17 protein-coding genes are annotated in these 16157 nt (G+C 61.4%); 7 read left to right on the top strand and 10 right to left on the bottom strand.

The genetic code is table 11. The features are described from left to right. Nucleotides 1-7 precede the first annotated feature (7 nt). From maiA to hmgA, 3 genes are read right to left on the bottom strand one after another with little or no spacing between them, the layout of a single operon-like run. Nucleotides 8-652 carry a maleylacetoacetate isomerase gene (gene maiA / locus BFP92_RS06290; RefSeq protein ID WP_065912629.1) on the bottom strand — a complete coding sequence of 215 codons (645 nt, stop codon included), beginning with the start codon at nt 650-652 and terminating at the stop codon, nt 8-10. A 12-nt stretch (nt 653-664) separates the two neighbouring features. Continuing rightward, the gene (fahA, locus tag BFP92_RS06285; RefSeq protein WP_065912627.1) at nt 665-1951 is read right to left on the bottom strand and encodes a fumarylacetoacetase; all 1287 of its coding nucleotides are present in this window, start codon (nt 1949-1951) and stop codon (nt 665-667) included. Nucleotides 1952-1954: 3 nt separating this feature from the next. Beyond that, the gene (gene hmgA, locus BFP92_RS06280; RefSeq protein ID WP_065912625.1) at nt 1955-3238 is read right to left on the bottom strand and encodes a homogentisate 1,2-dioxygenase; all 1284 of its coding nucleotides are present in this window, start codon (nt 3236-3238) and stop codon (nt 1955-1957) included. A 120-nt stretch (nt 3239-3358) separates the two neighbouring features. Between hmgA and BFP92_RS06275 the strand changes: the two genes are divergently transcribed. Further along, the gene (locus BFP92_RS06275) at nt 3359-4138 is read left to right on the top strand and encodes an IclR family transcriptional regulator (RefSeq protein ID WP_065912620.1); all 780 of its coding nucleotides are present in this window, start codon (nt 3359-3361) and stop codon (nt 4136-4138) included. A gap of 1 nt (nt 4139) precedes the next feature. Here BFP92_RS06275 and dacB read toward each other — a convergent pair whose 3' ends face one another. The 7 genes from dacB to BFP92_RS06240 form a co-directional block, all read right to left on the bottom strand. Further along, a complete protein-coding gene (gene dacB / locus BFP92_RS06270; protein ID WP_065912618.1) occupies nt 4140-5597 on the bottom strand; it encodes a D-alanyl-D-alanine carboxypeptidase/D-alanyl-D-alanine endopeptidase in 1458 nt (485 codons plus the stop codon). Nucleotides 5598-5673: 76 nt separating this feature from the next. Then, nucleotides 5674-8088: a TonB-dependent siderophore receptor gene (locus BFP92_RS06265; protein ID WP_065912613.1), complete on the bottom strand. Its 2415-nt coding sequence runs from the start codon at nt 8086-8088 to the stop codon at nt 5674-5676. A 109-nt stretch (nt 8089-8197) separates the two neighbouring features. Continuing rightward, entirely contained in the window at nt 8198-9133 is a 936-nt protein-coding gene (locus BFP92_RS06260) for a glutathione S-transferase family protein (protein ID WP_065912612.1), read from the bottom strand. Between the two features lie 75 nt (nt 9134-9208). Then, on the bottom strand, nt 9209-9484 hold the full coding sequence (locus tag BFP92_RS06255; protein WP_025855645.1) for a GIY-YIG nuclease family protein: 276 nt from the start codon (nt 9482-9484) through the stop codon (nt 9209-9211). Between the two features lie 36 nt (nt 9485-9520). After that, nucleotides 9521-9991, bottom strand: coding sequence for a nuclear transport factor 2 family protein (locus BFP92_RS06250; protein WP_065912611.1), 471 nt, complete (start codon nt 9989-9991; stop codon nt 9521-9523). A 90-nt stretch (nt 9992-10081) separates the two neighbouring features. After that, nucleotides 10082-10717: a response regulator gene (locus tag BFP92_RS06245; protein WP_056858923.1), complete on the bottom strand. Its 636-nt coding sequence runs from the start codon at nt 10715-10717 to the stop codon at nt 10082-10084. Between the two features lie 199 nt (nt 10718-10916). Continuing rightward, nucleotides 10917-11735 (bottom strand): response regulator, encoded by an 819-nt coding sequence (locus BFP92_RS06240; RefSeq protein WP_065912610.1) that lies wholly within the window; start codon nt 11733-11735, stop codon nt 10917-10919. Nucleotides 11736-12128: 393 nt separating this feature from the next. Here BFP92_RS06240 and BFP92_RS06235 point away from each other — a divergent pair, with 393 nt between their 5' ends. Genes BFP92_RS06235 through BFP92_RS06210 form a run of 6 tightly spaced genes read left to right on the top strand, consistent with a single transcriptional unit; the run spans nt 12129 to nt 16095 of the window. Then, nucleotides 12129-12752, top strand: a complete 624-nt coding sequence (locus BFP92_RS06235) for a DUF1120 domain-containing protein (RefSeq protein ID WP_065912608.1) — start codon at nt 12129-12131, stop codon at nt 12750-12752. Next, nucleotides 12753-13397, top strand: coding sequence for a DUF1120 domain-containing protein (locus tag BFP92_RS06230; RefSeq protein WP_239694241.1), 645 nt, complete (start codon nt 12753-12755; stop codon nt 13395-13397). A 31-nt stretch (nt 13398-13428) separates the two neighbouring features. Next, nucleotides 13429-14049, top strand: a complete 621-nt coding sequence (locus tag BFP92_RS06225) for a DUF1120 domain-containing protein (RefSeq protein WP_065912606.1) — start codon at nt 13429-13431, stop codon at nt 14047-14049. Nucleotides 14050-14061: 12 nt separating this feature from the next. After that, complete coding sequence (locus BFP92_RS06220) at nt 14062-14679, top strand: DUF1120 domain-containing protein (protein ID WP_065912604.1); 618 nt, start codon at nt 14062-14064, stop codon at nt 14677-14679. Nucleotides 14680-14682: 3 nt separating this feature from the next. After that, the gene (locus BFP92_RS06215; RefSeq protein ID WP_065912602.1) at nt 14683-15357 is read left to right on the top strand and encodes a DUF1120 domain-containing protein; all 675 of its coding nucleotides are present in this window, start codon (nt 14683-14685) and stop codon (nt 15355-15357) included. Nucleotides 15358-15390: 33 nt separating this feature from the next. Continuing rightward, nucleotides 15391-16095, top strand: coding sequence for a fimbria/pilus chaperone family protein (locus BFP92_RS06210; protein ID WP_065912600.1), 705 nt, complete (start codon nt 15391-15393; stop codon nt 16093-16095). Nucleotides 16096-16157 lie beyond the last annotated feature (62 nt).

Raw genomic sequence — 16157 nt, 5'->3', positions numbered from 1 at the left:
CATTGATTTAGGGTGTGTCAGGGGTGTCGGGTTGGTTGGCCGGATGCGCCTGCACAAACGCCGGATGCTGCGCCGCCAGCGCGGCCACTCGCCCGATACGCGGGTACGCGCCCAACGGCACCTTGAAGCGCTCAGCCGCATACAGCTGCGGGATCAGAAACGCATCCGCCATCCCCGGTTGCGGCCCAAAGCAAAAACCTTCATCGCCAATCAACTGCTCCACCGCGCCCAGGCCCTGGCTTATCCAATGCCCGATCCACTCGAGCACTTGCGCCTCGTCATGCCCCCATTTGCGCAGCAGGTTTTGCGTGCTGGAGTTGTGCAGCGGATGGATATCGCAGCCAATGATCGACGCCACCGCCCGCTCATGGGCACGGGCTGCCAAGTCCTTGGAGAGCAACGGCGCCTGTGGATAACGCTCTTCCAGGTACTCGATGATCGCCAGTGATTGGATCAACAGCTCTCCCTCATCGGTACGCAGCACCGGTACACGGCCCTGCGGGTTGATCGCCAGGTAATCGGGCTGGCGATTCGCGCCGCCCGGCGGCACCAGCAAATTAACCGGCACGGCAGTAAAGTCCAGGCCCTTGAGCGCCAGGGCGATACGCACCCGATACGACGCCGTAGAACGGTAGTAGGTATAGAGTTGCATCGCCCTGCCCTCTTAGCGTGCTGCGGTCACGGTGCCACGGCATTCGCCGAAACCGATGGAGGCAAAACCTTCACGGTTGCAACGGGCACGCAGGATGATTTCGTCACCATCTTCAAGGAACTTACGCACTTCGCCGGAGGCCAGTTCAATCGGCTTTTTACCGCCTTCGGTGATTTCCAACAGGCTGCCGTACTGCCCCGGTTGCGGCCCGGACAAGGTGCCCGAACCAAACAAATCACCGGCCTGCAACTGGCAGCCGTTGACGCTGTGGTGTGCAACCAACTGCGCTACGGTCCAGTACATGTGCTGGGTGTTGCTCAGGGCCAGGCGGTGTTCCGGCAGGTTTTGCTCGCGCATCGCAGCGGTGGTCAGCAGCACTTCCAGCTCGATGTCCAGGCCTCCCGTGGCCTGGTCACGCGTATCCAGCAGGTACGGCAGCGGCTGCGGGTCACCTGCGGGACGGGCCGGTTGGGCCTTGCGGAACGGCTCCAGCGCTTCGGCGGTGACCACCCACGGCGAGATGCTGGTGATGAAGCTTTTTGACAGAAACGGGCCGAGCGGCTGGTATTCCCAGGCCTGGATATCCCGTGCCGACCAGTCGTTGAGCAGGCAGAACCCGGCAATATGTTCAGCGGCGTCGCCAATGGCAATCGAGTCGCCCATGGCATTGCCCTGGCCGATCCAGATGCCCAGTTCCAACTCATAATCCAGGCGCGCGCACGGGCCGAAGGTTGGCTCGGCCTGGCCGGCTGGCAGCGTCTGGCCTTTAGGCCGGCGTACGTCCGTGCCCGAGGGGCGAATGGTCGAGGCGCGACCGTGATAGCCAATCGGCACGTACTTGTAGTTGGGCAGCAACGGGTTGTCGGGACGGAACAGTTTGCCGATGTTTTGCGCGTGTTCGATGCCGACGTAGAAGTCGGTGTAATCGTTGATCTTCGCCGGCACATGCATGTGGCAATCCGCCGCGCGGTGCAGTACCTGCGCCTCACGGGTGTGCAGCTTGCTGCCTTCGGCGAGCAGTTCCAGCAGGCGCTCGCGCAAGGCTACGCGTGGGCCACGGCCGAGTTCGAAAAAGCCGTTCAGTTGGCCACCGGCAGTGGCTTCGACCGCACGGCGAGCTTCACCTTCAAACTCGTCCAGCGCAGCGTGCAGGTCGAGAATCGAATCGCCAATCGCCACGCCACTGCGCGGGGCCGAGCCATTGATGCTGAACACGCCCAGCGGCAGGTTCTGCAAGGGGAAATCGCGGTGGCCGTTGGCGGAGGCTACCCAGCTGCGGGCAAGTGTTGGCTGAGTCATGGGTTATCTCCGGTTCGGGTTGAAGGTGGCGGGCAGCGAGGCCCAGCACGCGTCGTAGGAAGGTTGCAGTTGTGGGCACTCAAGGGCGAACTGTGTGGGGCGCAGCACTTGGCTGGTCTCGAACATGAAGGCCATGGTGTTATCGATCTTGTGCGGCGCCAGCGCCACGTTGATGGCTTTGATGCAGGTCTCGCCGTCCGGGCCGTGGGCGCTCATGCAGCTGTGCAGTGACGCGCCGCCCGGCAGGAAACCTTCGGCCTTGGCGTCGTAGGCGCCCTGGATCAGGCCCATGTATTCGTTCATCAGGTTGCGGTGGAACCACGGCGGGCGGAAGGTATTTTCGGCCACCATCCAGCGCGGCGGGAAGATCACGAAGTCGAGGTTGGCCAGCCCATGCACGCTGGTGGGCGAGGTCAGTACGGTGAAAATCGACGGGTCCGGGTGATCGAAACTCACCGTGCCAAGGGTGTTGAAACGGCGCAGGTCATATTTGTACGGCACGTTATTGCCGTGCCAGGCGACCACGTTCAGCGGCGAATGGTCCAGCTCACAGGCCCACAGTTCGCCGAGGAATTTCTGCACCAGCGTGGTCGGCTTTTTGCTGTCTTCATAGTGAGCGACCGGTGTGAGGAAATCACGCGGGTTAGCCAGGCCGTTGCTGCCGATTGGCCCCAGATCCGGCAGGCGCAATGGCGCGCCGTGGTTTTCCGCAACGTAGCCGCGTGCCTGGGCATCCAGCAGTTCGATGCGAAATTTCAGGCCGCGGGGCAGCACCACGATTTCCAGCGGCTCGACGTCCAGCACACCCAACTCGGTGGCGATACGCAGACGGCCCTGCTCGGGGACGATCAACAGTTCGCCATCGGCGTTAAAGAACACCCGTTCCATCGAACGGTTGGCGCAGTAATTGTAAATGCTGATGCCTGAGGGTTTTGCCGACCCGGAGTTGGCGACCATGCCGACCAGGCCGTCGATAAAGTCAGTCGGTTCGCCGGGAATATCCAGCGGATTCCAGCGCAAGCGGTTCGGCGTCACCGCCCCCAGCGGACCACCGGCCAATTGCCGCTCCAGCTTGATAAACGCCGGGTGGTTGGCCGACGGCTGAATGCGGTACAGCCAGGTGCGGCGGGCTTCGCTGCGCACCATGGTAAAGGCGGTGCCGGAGAACAGCTCGGTGTACAGACCGTAGGGAGCTTTTTGCGGGGAATTCTGGCCGACCGGCAATGCGCCAGGCAACGCTTCGCTGGCGAACTCATTGCCGAAACCCGATTGGTATTCGAGGTTCATGGACCATCCTCTGTGCGGAAGTTGTTTTTATCGTAATCCAGTTACGCATAACGTAATTTGATCACTGTCGACCGTCAAGCTATAAAGACGCCCATTCATCTCTCGGATTATCGCCCCTCCATGGAAAAGCCCCGCGACACCGGTAAACAGAAAGTCCGCTCGGCCGAAGTGGGCACCGATATCCTCAAGGCGCTGGCCGAACTGTCCCCCGCCACCTCGCTGTCGCGCCTGGCCGAACATGTGCAGATGCCGGCGAGCAAGGTCCACCGCTACTTGCAGGCGCTGATCGCTTCGGGGTTTGCCGAGCAGAACACCGCTACCAACCATTACGGCCTGGGCCGCGAGGCGTTGCGCGTGGGCTTGGCGGCGCTGGGCAGCATGGACGTGTTGAAAGTCGGCGCGATGCCCCTGGCAGAACTGCGCGATGAATTGAATGAAACCTGCTTTTTGGCGGTGTGGGGCAACCAGGGCGCGACGGTGGTGCAGATCGAACCGGCGGTGCGTGCCGTCACTGTGGTGACGCAGTTGGGTTCAGTGTTGCCGCTGCTCAGCTCGTCCACCGGGCTGGTATTCAGCGCTTACCTGCCATCGCGGGAAACCGTGGAATTGCGCGCACGCGAGATTCAGGCCGGGACTGCCCATGCCCTGGCGGACGACGCGGCCTACGCCGGCGCCTGCGAACAGATCCGCAACCGGGGCCTGCACTTTGTGCATGGTTTACTGATGCCCGGCGTCGATGCGTTGTCGGCGCCGGTGTTCAATGCGGTCGGGCAAGTCGCGGCGGTGATGACCGTGGTCGGCCCCACCTCACTGTTCCATGCCGATGAAGATGGCCCGGCGGCGCAGCGCTTGCTGGCGGCGACCCGGGCCGTGAGTTGGCGCATGGGCTATCAGCCCTGAATCACTCGTCCCAGCGTGACAGGGCCAACGCCACGCGGTTTTCCACGGCTTTGACCTGTGCGCCGCCCACCACGTAGTTGTTGCTCAGCATCGAGAACACCAGCTTGCGCCCTTTGGTATCGGTGATGTAACCGCTCAAGGACGACACGCCGCCCATGGAGCCGGTTTTGGCATGCAGGTTGTTCTCGGCCGGGGTGCCGCGCAGGCGATAACGCAGGCTGCCGCCGGTCATGCGGTCGGTATTGCCGGCAATCGGCAGCGCGTTGTACCAAGCGTTGAACCACGGCTGCTTGCTCGCGGCCAGCAGCAGGTCGGTGAGGTTTTGTGACGACACCAGGTTACGCCGCGACAGGCCCGAGCCGTCGACCTGGCTCAGCGTCGCCGTGTCCAGCCCCTGGCGCTTGAGAAACCCGGCCACCGCCACCGCGCCCGCCGCCGCCGTGCCGCTGTTGGCCGTCTGGCGGCCCATGGCCTTGAGCAAGGCTTCGGACATGTTGTTGTTCGAGAGTTTGAGCAGCGGCGTAATCAACGCCTGCAAAGGCGCCGATTTATGCTCGGCCAGTACCGTCACCGCCGCCGGGCTTGCGCCGCCCATCACTCGATGGCCAAGCACCGAAATGCCTTGCTGCGCCAGCGCTTGCTCGAACAGGTTGGCCACCAGCTGCGTTGGCTCCCACACACTCACCAGCTGTTCGCTCTGTCGCCCCGGCGCCACGGCGCCACTGAGCTGCAGCAGGTTGGTGCCATGGCGACGGTTGATCCCATAGGTGTTGCCCGGCCCGCTGACCGCGCGGTTGCTCAGTTGCAGGTAGTTGGTCGGCGGAAAGATGTCGACGCTCACAGGCTGCCCGGCCCGTGCTGGCGCCTTGGCGGTAACCAGCACGCTGCCGGCATCAAAATCGGTATTGGGCGACACGGTCAATGCCGAAATTTGTGCGCCGTAGTAGGTGCTTTCATCATCGTGGGACCAGTCGACACCCAGCCGCTCGGCGTCAAACCAGGTGTCATCAAACACCAGGTCGCCCTGCACCTGACGCACGCCCTGGCTGGCCAACTGCGCCGCCAACGCCTGGTAATCGGCGAACTGAATGGTCGGGTCACCCAGGCCGCGCAGGTACAGGTTGCCGGTCAGACGGTCGCCCTGGCGAATGCCGTTGCTCAACAGTTGCGTGGCGAAACGGTACTGCGGCCCGAGCACATCCATGGCCGCAGCCGTGGTCAGCAGTTTGAGGTTGGAAGCCGGCACCAGCCGCGTGCGCGGGTTGTGCTGATACAGCGTGGCGCCACTGTTGGCGTCCCGCACCATCAGCGAGACCGAAGCGCCATGCAGCGCCGGGTCAGCCAGCAATTGGTCGAGGCTCTGGCCGGTAGCCGTCTTCGAAGGCGTGGCGCAACCACCCAGTAACAAACTCAAGCCCACCAGCATCGCGCTGGTGTGTATCCATCGACCCAACTGCATCAGTACCGTTTTCCCGCAAAATATTCAGTGGCGGCAACGCTACCAGCTCATTGCCGTTGTGGCGAGGGAGCGTGCCTTAAAACTGCAGGGTGCTGGAAACCGACACCTGCCGCGCATCGCCGATGGACACAAACTGGGTGTTCACCGACGAGGTGTAGTAGGTGCGATCAAACAGGTTCTTCACATTGAGCTGGAACTTGACCTTCTGCCCGTCGATTTTGGTGTCGTAGCTGGCAAATGCATCGGCCACGGTGTAGCTCGGCAGTTCGAAGCTGTTGGCCGCGTCCCCGGCCCGCTCGCCCACGTAACGTGCGCCGGCGCCCACACGCAGCTGGTCACCCCCCAAGAGGCTGCCGAAGTCATACACGGCCGACAACGACGCGGTGTTTTTCGCCACGTTTTGCAGGCGATTGCCTTTGAGCGTCGGGTCTTCGGTCACCTCGGCATCGGTGTAGGCGTAGCTGCCGATCAGGCTCCAGTTGTCGGTCAACTGGCCGCTGGCGTCCAGCTCAAGGCCACGGGAACGTACCTTGCCCGCCACGCTGTAGACGGCGGCCAAACCGTCGCCGACCTGCACCAGCACGTTGCGTTTTTCGATATTGAACAGCGCCGCACTGGCGGTGATGCGCCCCGGTATGTCGAGCTTGGTGCCCAGTTCCCAGGCCTTGGACTGTTCCGGTTCCAGGCTGCCGTCCAGCACGCTTTTGTTCGCCAACGGCGCGATGGTGGAGTTGGGTTTGAACGACTCGGTGTAACTGCCATAAAACGACAATTGGTCGGTGTAGCGATACACCAGACCGGCACGCGGCACCCACTTCTGGCCGTTGCCATCGGTGTTGGCGGTGAACGGCACGCCTTTTCCGGCGTATTGGTCGTACATCTGATAGCGCGCACCGCCGACCAGAATCCACTGGTCATTGAGGTGGATGGCGTCCTGGAAGAACAGCGAATCACTGCGCAGCAAGTCGGTCTGGTTACTGTCCGGCGCGCTGACTTTGGTGCCCGCGACTTCGTTGCCGTACACCGGATCGTTATAGTTGAAGACGCCACGCGGCGCCTGGCGAATCAGGTCGGCACGGTAGATCTTGCGGTACTCGTCGTCGAGCCCGAACACCAGGTCGTGCTGCATGCCGCCGACATTGACCTTGCCTTCCAGGCTGGTGGTGGCGAAGCGGTCGGTGGTCAGCGCGCCCTGAGTGCCGTCCATGCTGCGGGTGAGGGTGCCGTTGGTGTTGACCTTGACCACGCGCACCTGGCTGGCGTCGTAGGTCTCGCGGTTCCAGCTGTAGCCGAAGTGCGCCTTCCAGTCGTCGTTCAAGTCGTGGTCGACTTCCAGGCGGTACAGGTCGGAGCGGCCTTGCATATTGTTGAACGGCTCATCCAGCCGACGGGTCGCGGGGATGTTCAACGGGTGGTTGGTCTTGGGGTCGATGGCGGTGCCACGGTCGAACGGCGAGAGAAATTCGCGGTGTTCATAGGCGAACACTACTTTCGTGGTGTCGCCGTACCAGGCCAGGGACGGCGCCACCAGCGTTTCGCGGTGGGTGCCGTAATTGCGCCAGTAATCTTCGTCTTCATGGTCCACTATCAGTCGATAGGCCAGGCCGCTGTCACCAATGGGGCCGGTGGTGTCGAGGTTGCCGCCGCTGCCGTTCTTGCCGTCACCGAAGGTCGAGCCGCGCGCGGTCAACGAGGTGGACTGCACCAGCTCGGGCTTTTTGCTGACAATATTGACCACGCCGCCCGGATCCTGGATGCCATACAGCAAAGACGACGGGCCTTTGAGCACTTCGACGCGCTCGGCGGTGGCGTTCAGCGCGCGGCCCTGCACCACGGGCATACCGTCCTTCATGATCGAGCCGTTACGGTTGTCACCAAAACCGCGCAGCATCACCGCGTCCTGGGTGCTGCCGAGGGTGTTGGCCTGGGTGATGCCACTGATATTGCCCAGGGCGTCATCCAGGTTGCGTGGTTGCTGGTCGCGCAGCACCTGGGCCGGCACGACGTTGACGGTTTGCGGGGTCTCCAGCAGCAGGCCGTGGGAGCGCATCACCGAACTGGTGGGCGGTGGCTGATAGCTGGTGGTGTCCTGGGCTTGGCTCGCGCCGCTGATGGTGGTGGCGCCCAGGTTGACTGCGCCATCGGTGGGCACAGGCTCAAGCGCCAGAGTACGGGCGTCGATCTGGCGAAAGGTAAAGCCTGAGTTGCCGAGCAGCCGTTGCAGGGCCTGGGCGGCACTCATCTGCCCGCTGACCGCCGGGGCATTGAGACCATAGGGTGCTTCGTCGGTGTAGATCACGCTGATGCCGGTCACCCGGCTGAAATCACTCAGCGCCTGGGGCAGCGGTTTGGCTGCCAGGGCAAAGTTGAACGGGGCACTTTGTTGCTCCTGCGCCTGCGCAATCGCCAGGGGCAACAACGCCAGCCCAGATACTGCCAATACCGAGGCTCCCAGCCACTGTTTTACCCAACCGCCCGCCGTCGACTTCATGCTGTGAGAACCCGTGTAGAAAACGCTGTTAATGCGAATAGCTCGCAGTTTCAAACACTACACGGATGGGCGGGCGATTTACCTCACCTTTGTTTGCAAATATTTTTATTTATTGCGCCTGAATGCGAAAACCCATGCGCGGGAAGTGCACGTGCACGGTGCCGGCACGTTCGTCGGTACGGCGCAGGATCAGCTCTTCACGGCCAGCGAACAGCAGTTCACCGGCAACGGGATCAACCCCGTAATCAATGGCCGCAATCGTTACCGACTGACCCGCCTTGAAACCATTCAAGTCCTCGAACTCGTCATCCGGTAATGCCGCAGGCGTGGCATCACGGGCGATCGCCAATGCCTGCTCCGCCGTCATTTGACTCGCACTGCCGTGACCAAAACCCAGCACGCGCGCCAGCCAAGCCAGGACGGCCGGATAAGCATCCACCAATGGAGCCGTCACGGGAGTGGCTTTGAGGAACCACATCGGGTGGGCCAAGGCAAAGTCGGCAATCGACGGTTCACCGAACAGAAAGTCTCCCGGCGCGTGCTGCAACTGGAACTCCAGACGCGCCATGATCGCCGGCCATTGGTGCTTGGCCAGCTCGGCCGGGAGCTTGCTGGCCGTGCCGCCACTGAACAACGCGGCACGGTCAGCCATAAACGCCTTGATCGCGTCCGGCGGCAATTTGCCAAAGCGCACCGCCACTGACTCCGGCTGGAATACCAGGCTGACGGCATGGGCGAACACAACGCTGTCGGCCCAGGTGGCGAACGTCTGCGTGATCATTTCCTGGCCCAGCGGGAACAGCGCCGGCGAGGACGTTTCCTGCTCAAGGCGACGGGCGATCAGGGCCGTGTCGCAATAGATATCGGCGCCGACTTGCAGTACCGGGGTTTTCCGGTAGCCGCCGGTCAAGGCTGTCAAGTCGGGTTTGGGCATGACCGGTGATATGTGTACGGAGTGCCAGGACAACCCCTTGAAACCCAGCAGCAGCCTGGCTTTTTCTGCAAAGGGTGAGGTCGGGTAATGGTGCAGGATCAACTCAGACATGCCAGGCTCCGCTCGATAGGTGAGCCGCCAGCTTAGCCTGCAAAGCCCTGCGTGGGGACGATGGGAACCTATCAATCAAATCAATGAGCCACTCGCCGCCAGGCATTCCTTGGCGCTTTTCTTCAATTTCTTGATCAGCCGTTCCTGACGCAGTGCCTCGCCCTTGGAGGCGCACTGCTCGGTGTACACCAGCGCCACGGCCGGGCTGGACAGAAAGAACCGCGCGCCCTTGCCGCTCTGGTGGGAGGCAAAGCGGCGCACCGGGTCATTGCTGATGCCGCAATACAGCGAGCCATTGGCGGCACGTACAAGGTAGACGAACCAGGGTTTGGGTTCAGGAAGATCAGTCACAGTTCATTTCGGCCAACCAGAGGAGCATCCAGCTTATCAACGACCGGCCTGAAATGCCTTCAAGCCTTTAAGCGCCTGGGCGCGCACGGCGTTTTTCAGCGCCGGCGACCAGCCCAGCAGCAAGCCCTTCAAGCCCAGGGCCTGGCGCGACCAGCGCCACAGGTCGAAGTGGTCGTGATGCTCAGAGATCTTGCCATCACGAAACACAAAGCGTGCACCAATGTCGTTGACCACCGTATTGCCCGTGGCGCTGAACAGGTAGGTCGCCACCCAGTGCGCACTGCCGGTGCTGTCATCGCTGCGCACATGGTCGAAGGTCAGGGAAAAGTCCTTGGCCCGCGTGGTGAGCATGCGCCACATGTCCCCGGCGTCGCGCCCGCGCAACTCGCCAAAGGCCGGGTCGCTGAACACCACGTCAGCGGTGTAGCAGGCGGCCATGGCTTCGGCGTCCAGGCGCTGGAAGGCACTGTAGAACTCGGTGATCAGGGCGTTATGGGCATCACTCATGGGCAGGCTCCGCAGGCATCGAAAGAATAGGCGCACGATAAGCTGCCCACGCGGCCCTGGCTACTGACATTCGCCACGCAAATGATAAGCCTAAGGCACCATTCCAACACTGCGGGCATAGGCGAACAGGTCAACATCGGTGGAAATACTCAGCCGCTGCATGGCCGTGCTTTTCTGCTTGCTGATCGTGGAAATACTGCGATTGACCTGTGCCGCGATCTCGCTGACGGTCATGCCGCTGGCCAGCATGCGCACCACCTCGCGCTCCTTGCCGGATAATTGCGGCTCCTGGGACTGATCGCCCGTGCCCGCCTCGACCATTTGCACCCGCAGCGATTCACTGGCGAAGGTCTGGCCGGCACACACGGCCTTGATCGCCAGGGGCAGTTCCTTGGCGGAAGCACTTTTGGCCACCACCGCCTTGGCCCCATGGGCGAAGGAAGCACGCAAGGTGGCGACGCTGGCGAACATGGTCACCAAAATCACCGGCAACTGCGGATACTGGCGGTGCAACAGGCTCAACAGGCCGTAGCCATCGGCCTGCTGGCCGCCCGGCATGGCAAAGTCCGTGACGATCACATCGCACGGCGTGGTACTTAACAGGCAGAGCAGTTGATCGGGGCCATCGGCCTCAGCGACCACTTTGCATCGGCCGTGCGCCTCAATCACGACTTTCTGCCCGATACGAACAATGGGGTGATCGTCAGCAATAATTACTCGAAGCATAAATTCCCACGAATGATGGCAGCTTGAATCCGCGCAAAATACCCCCGCAGGCGCTCATCAACAACCGCTAACAAACAGCCGTTTGCAGCCGCCCCCAATGTTCACTAGTTCACATTTTTTTGCCTACAGAACAACAGGAAAAAACCTACAACCAAAACTAGATCGTCGGATTGCAAACGCCTGAAGCAAATACCGTTCTTCAGACCTCGGTCAGGTACTCGAGATACACCAGCAACCGGGCCAGGAACAATTCCAATTGCACCTTGTGCGCCGCAACGCCCTGGGACCGGACCTGCTCGATCAACTTCACGGCACACGACTCAAGGCCTGTACCGCCCAAAAACACCAGGCTGCCGACCAAACGATGCAGGCGCTCAGCGGTCAGTGGCGCGTTCAACGTCGAGCAGGCGTGGCGCAATACACGATGGTCTTCCCACGCTTCCAGCAACAGGGTTTCCAACAACTGATCGACGATATCCCCGCTGCCAAAGGTTGCGATCAGCGAGGCCCGGGTTGGCCAGCCGGCGCGCGGCGCAACAGTCTCCTGGGCGACGGAGCAGTCATGCACGCCCGGCAACCAACGCGCCAGCACTGCGTGCAATTGTTCCAGCGTCAGTGGTTTGATCAACCAGGCATCCATGCCGGCATCGCGACAACGTTTGGGGCTGTCGTTTCGCAGGTTGGCGGTCAAGGCGATGATAGGCACGCGTCTCATCCCGGTGTCGCACTCATGTTGGCGAATGGCGCGGGCCATGCTGTAGCCGTCCATAAATGGCATCTGGCAATCGCTGATCACCAGATCGAAGGGGCGACTGGTATAGGCCACCAGCCCGAGGTAGCCGTCGGCGGCCACCTCGTGTCCCAGCCCCAGTTTCTGCAATAACCCACCCAGCAACAGGCGATAGGCAGAATGGTCATCCACCACCAGCACGCGCAGGCGCCGCCAATGAAACGCAGGTGTGCCTGGCGGCTTCAGCAGGCGGCTCGCTCTTGCGGTTGAACCTACCAGCGAACCCATCAGTACCTCTATCGCGACTATTGATCCGGCAGCCATCCGCAGCACTGGTGCAATAGCCCGTGAGGCCTGTCATGCAGCAATGGTCGACGCATCCTTTTGAATGCTATCGGCTGCAAACAAATAACCTTTCGAGTTAATTAAAGCCCATACAACTACTACGAAAATCCCCCCTGAATCATTGCCTTTGCGCCGTCCTGCCAATGTCGTATTAGTTGTATTTCCCCTGCGCATCCCCCTCGCTAAATTGTGCTCACCCCAAAGAGGGTCGGCTTGCCACTCCCCGGCTACAGCCAATAAACATCGAGACCGCCGCTTGGCCAACCACCCGCTCATACCGGGTCGGGGGTAGCCCTGCACGCGCCTCTATCTGCCAGTTTGCAATGGAACATTAAAATGAAGACCCCTCTATCCCTGTTGAGCAGTGCCCTGCTACTCGCCATGACTTCCTCGGTATTGGCCGCCAGCAGCGTCGACCTGACCGTCAAGGGTTTGATCACCCCCAGCGCCTGCACCCCCAGCCTGCCGGGTGATGTCGATTTTGGAAAAATCGCGGCAAAAGATCTGAATCAAGACACCGCCACGCGGCTTGAGAACAAGACCGTGCAACTGAGCGTCAACTGCGATGCCGCAACGCTGTTTGCAATCCACCCCCTCGACAATCGCGCCGGGACCGCATTGCACGGCGCCACCTTTGGCCTGGGTCTGATCAACGAAAACCAGAAGCTCGGCAAGTATCAGTTGGTGTTCAGCAACCCCGTCGCCGAAACGGCATCCACCCTGATCGCCATGTACAACTCGGAGGGTCAATGGACTGAGTTGCTGGATGATGAAGCCGTAGCGCCAAACGATCTGGTGGCGCTGGGCAGCCGTGGGGATAGCGGTTGGGCACCGCATCCGATCAAGGATGCGGTCATGGACATGACCCTGTACACCTCGATTGCACCTGCAAGCAGCCTGACATTGACCAGCGAAGTGGCAATCGACGGTTCTGCGACCTTCGAAGTCAGGTACCTGTAAATGGACACTTTCCAAATGAAAACCTGCCTGTCCCTGCTGAGCAGTGCCCTATTGCTCGCCATCAGTTCATCCGCGTTCGCCGCCAGCAGCGTCGACCTGACCGTCAAGGGTTTGATCACCCCCAGCGCCTGTGCACCGAGCCTTTCAAACGGTGGCGTCATCGACCACGGCAAGGTAGCGGCCAAGGATTTGAAGCTCGATACCTGGACGTTGCTTGGCAATCACAGACTGGAAATGGCGATCACCTGCGATGCACCGACCCTGCTGGCCCTTGAGGGCATCGACAATCAAGGGAGCGCCTATGACTCAAGCAACGCGTACGGCCTGGGCTTGGTCAGCGGCAAAAAACTCGGCGGGTACACCCTGGCACTGGATAACCCAATGGCTGATGGCGCGGTGATTTCCGTGATTAAGTCCCGGGACAACGGCCTCAGTTGGCTCGAAATCTTCCCAGGCGACGTCTGGCCAGCCGCCGACCTCGCTTCGTTTGGCGATCGCTCGAACGGCAGTTGGGCGCCCACACCGGTCCAGCAAGTAACTGCGGGGCTTTTGGTGCAAACCCTTATCGCTCCAACTGCCGGTATGGACCTGACCACTGAGGTCCCCATCTATGGCTCCGCCACGATTGAAGTGAAATACCTGTAACCCCATCCCCGTACTAAGGAAGGTTCAAACGATGACTTACTTAAGAGCGGCGCCCCTGGCCGCCCTGTTGTTGGGCACCTCGTCTCTCGCACTGGCCGCCAGCAGTCAGGATCTGACCGTCAAAGGCATCATCACGCCCAGCGCCTGCGACCCTGTGGTCTCCGGCGGCGGTAACGTCGACTTCGGCAAGGTATCGGTCAAGGACCTCAATGCGGACACCTACACTGATCTGCCACGGGAAACCATGCTGTTGAGCGTGCGCTGCGACGGGCCGACGTTCTTCACCCTCAACACCATCGACAACCGCGCAGGCACCACCGCCAACCACTTCAGCTGGCATGGCCTGGGCATGACGCCCAACGATGAAAAAGTCGGTGATGCCGGGCTTGGCCTCTACATGCCGGTAGCCGACGGCGTGCCGGTGCGCACCATCACCTCCAGGGATGGCGGCGTGACCTGGATGCCCTCGGTAATGCTCAGCCACACCCTGCTGACAGCCGTTGCCAACAACGATGGCGTGATGCCGATTGCGATACAGGAACTGGACGCCGAGATCCGCCTGATCACCCACATTGCACCCGCAAACGGCCTGACGCTGACCGACGAAGTGCCTATCGACGGCCACGCCACCGTACAAGTCAATTACCTTTAAGGAGCCGCACCGATGAAAGCACGATTGGCCATTCTGGCCGCCAGTGTATTGCTGCTTAACTCGGCGAACACTTTCGCCGCTTCCAGCGTCGACCTGACGGTAAAGGGCCTGATTGTGCCCAGCGCCTGCACGCCCAGCCTGTCCGGTGGAGGCGTGATCGACCATGGCAAAATTTCCGCCAAAGACCTGAACTCAGACCGTGTCACCGTGATCGGCAACAATACGCTGAGCATGGCGGTCAATTGCGACGCCCCTATCCTGTTTGCCTTGCACTCGATCGATAACCGCGCGGGTTCGGGTCTCGCTACGGACTACGGCCTGGGTTTTATCAACGACACCCAAAAACTGGGCCGGTACTCGCTCACCCTGCGCAACCCGGTCACGGGTGACGGCACAGTGGTGCAAACCATTGGCTCGTATGACCTGCAAACCTGGTACCAGGAAAAGTTCTGGGACCCAGGCATGTACATGTCCGTCGCCGCAATGGATGACGACACCCAACCCGTCCCCGTCCAGGACTTGAACGTTGAGCTGGAGGTGCAGACCATCATCAACCGCGCCGATGGCCTGGACTTGAGCAACGAAGTGAACATCGACGGTTCCGCCACCCTCGAAGTGAAGTACCTCTAACCCATGGCCGCCCATCCCTTGAACACAGTCGGGCATGGGCTGCGCCTACCTGTGCCGGTACTGAACAGGTTCGCCAGTTGCCTCGTCGCCCTGCTGTGCCTGGCCGATGCCCACGCGGCGTCGACTGTCGACCTCACGGTGACCGGCCGGGTCACCCCGGACGCCTGCCTTATCGAGTTGACCAATAACGGCACCGTCGATCACGGCAAGATTCCTTCCCACAGCCTCAATTCCGACGAGTTCACCGTGCTGCCTGTCCAGGTGCTCGACCTGCGCGTGCAGTGCGCCAGGCCGATGCTGTTTGCGCTGGTGGGCATTGATAATCGCGCCGACTCCTCGTCGGCCCCCGATTACTTCTACGGGCTGGGCAGGAACATCCACGTCCCCGAGGAGCGTCTGGGTTCGGTGGCGTTGGCCTATCGCAACGCCGTGGGCGATGCGCAGCCCATGCAGGCCTTGGCTTCCATCGACAACGGCGAAACCTGGTCACAGGAGCCCAACGCCTACCCACGCGTGTTTATGGCCTTTGCGCCAGTCGGGGACCGCCAACCGGACTTCATCGGCCAGTTGACCGTTCAGGTTCAAGTAAGCACCGCCATCAATTTTTCGCAGTACCTGACCCTGGACCAGGAAGTCCCGCTCGACGGCGCGATCGTCCTGGACCTGCGCTATCTCTGAACGATCCTCTTTTGGCCTAATGGAAACCCCGTCATGACGACGATATTCTCAAACACCGCTGTGGGCCTGATTGCCTTGCTGTTGATACTCGGCAATCAAGTAAAAGCCGACGGTATGGTCCCGGACACCTCCGTAGTAATCGTGCATGAAGCCGATGGCGAGGCGGCGGTGTCAGTGACCAACACCGACAGCCAACTCGCGCTGCTGCATGTCACCTTGCAGGATATTCCTGAAGACACCGAGCCACTGCTGGTGGTGACGCCGCCGCTGTCGCGGGTCGAGGCGTCCAAATCCCAGCTGGTGCGTTTCATCCTGCAGAACCAGCAGCCGCTACTCACCCAGCGGCTTAAACGGGCGGTGTTCGAAGGCATGCCCCAAGGCCGCGCGGCCACCGCCGCCGGGCATGCCCGTGTGGGCGTGACCGTGCGCCAGAACCTGCCGGTGATCGTGCATCCCAAGGGCCTGGCGCCCAACCGCACGCCGTGGACCGACCTGACCTGGACCCTGCGCGACGGCCAATTGCAGGTGCGTAATGACACGCCGTATGTGGTGCGCCTGGCGCAGGAACTGCTGCTGTTGCCGAGTCACCGCAAGGCGATGCTGCCGCGCACCTATGTGCTGCCGGGTGAGGCATTGAGTATGCCGGCCGGCAATGACCCGGCCACCACGGTCAGGCTGCAGCCGGCCACGGTGTATGGATTTGCGGTCAAGGCCTACGACGCACCGATCACCCTCTGACTAAAAACCACAGGCGCCGTATACAGACCGCCGCCTGATAACGAAGTGACGGCTCATTGACC

Source organism: Pseudomonas sp. 58 R 3, assembly GCF_900006605.1.
In the GTDB taxonomy this organism is placed as follows: Bacteria; Pseudomonadota; Gammaproteobacteria; order Pseudomonadales; family Pseudomonadaceae; genus Aquipseudomonas; species Aquipseudomonas salomonii.
The sequence above is the reverse complement of the archived record's forward strand: the minus strand, read 5'-3'. Positions and strand labels throughout refer to the sequence as shown.

Bases quoted from the DNA above. Each gene is read 5' to 3' on its own strand.
- BFP92_RS06215 (WP_065912602.1), top strand. From the start codon at position 14,683: ATGGCCGCCCATCCCTTGAACACAGTCGGGCATGGGCTGCGCCTACCT.
- BFP92_RS06225 (WP_065912606.1), top strand. From the start codon at position 13,429: ATGACTTACTTAAGAGCGGCGCCCCTGGCCGCCCTGTTGTTGGGCACC.
- BFP92_RS06275 (WP_065912620.1), top strand. From the start codon at position 3,359: ATGGAAAAGCCCCGCGACACCGGTAAACAGAAAGTCCGCTCGGCCGAA.
- hmgA (WP_065912625.1), bottom strand. From the start codon at position 3,238: ATGAACCTCGAATACCAATCGGGTTTCGGCAATGAGTTCGCCAGCGAA.
- BFP92_RS06235 (WP_065912608.1), top strand. From the start codon at position 12,129: ATGAAGACCCCTCTATCCCTGTTGAGCAGTGCCCTGCTACTCGCCATG.
- BFP92_RS06220 (WP_065912604.1), top strand. From the start codon at position 14,062: ATGAAAGCACGATTGGCCATTCTGGCCGCCAGTGTATTGCTGCTTAAC.
- BFP92_RS06245 (WP_056858923.1), bottom strand. From the start codon at position 10,717: ATGCTTCGAGTAATTATTGCTGACGATCACCCCATTGTTCGTATCGGG.
- BFP92_RS06250 (WP_065912611.1), bottom strand. From the start codon at position 9,991: ATGAGTGATGCCCATAACGCCCTGATCACCGAGTTCTACAGTGCCTTC.
- dacB (WP_065912618.1), bottom strand. From the start codon at position 5,597: ATGCAGTTGGGTCGATGGATACACACCAGCGCGATGCTGGTGGGCTTG.
- BFP92_RS06260 (WP_065912612.1), bottom strand. From the start codon at position 9,133: ATGTCTGAGTTGATCCTGCACCATTACCCGACCTCACCCTTTGCAGAA.
- maiA (WP_065912629.1), bottom strand. From the start codon at position 652: ATGCAACTCTATACCTACTACCGTTCTACGGCGTCGTATCGGGTGCGT.
- BFP92_RS06230 (WP_239694241.1), top strand. From the start codon at position 12,753: ATGGACACTTTCCAAATGAAAACCTGCCTGTCCCTGCTGAGCAGTGCC.
- BFP92_RS06240 (WP_065912610.1), bottom strand. From the start codon at position 11,735: ATGGGTTCGCTGGTAGGTTCAACCGCAAGAGCGAGCCGCCTGCTGAAG.
- fahA (WP_065912627.1), bottom strand. From the start codon at position 1,951: ATGACTCAGCCAACACTTGCCCGCAGCTGGGTAGCCTCCGCCAACGGC.
- BFP92_RS06265 (WP_065912613.1), bottom strand. From the start codon at position 8,088: ATGAAGTCGACGGCGGGCGGTTGGGTAAAACAGTGGCTGGGAGCCTCG.
- BFP92_RS06210 (WP_065912600.1), top strand. From the start codon at position 15,391: ATGACGACGATATTCTCAAACACCGCTGTGGGCCTGATTGCCTTGCTG.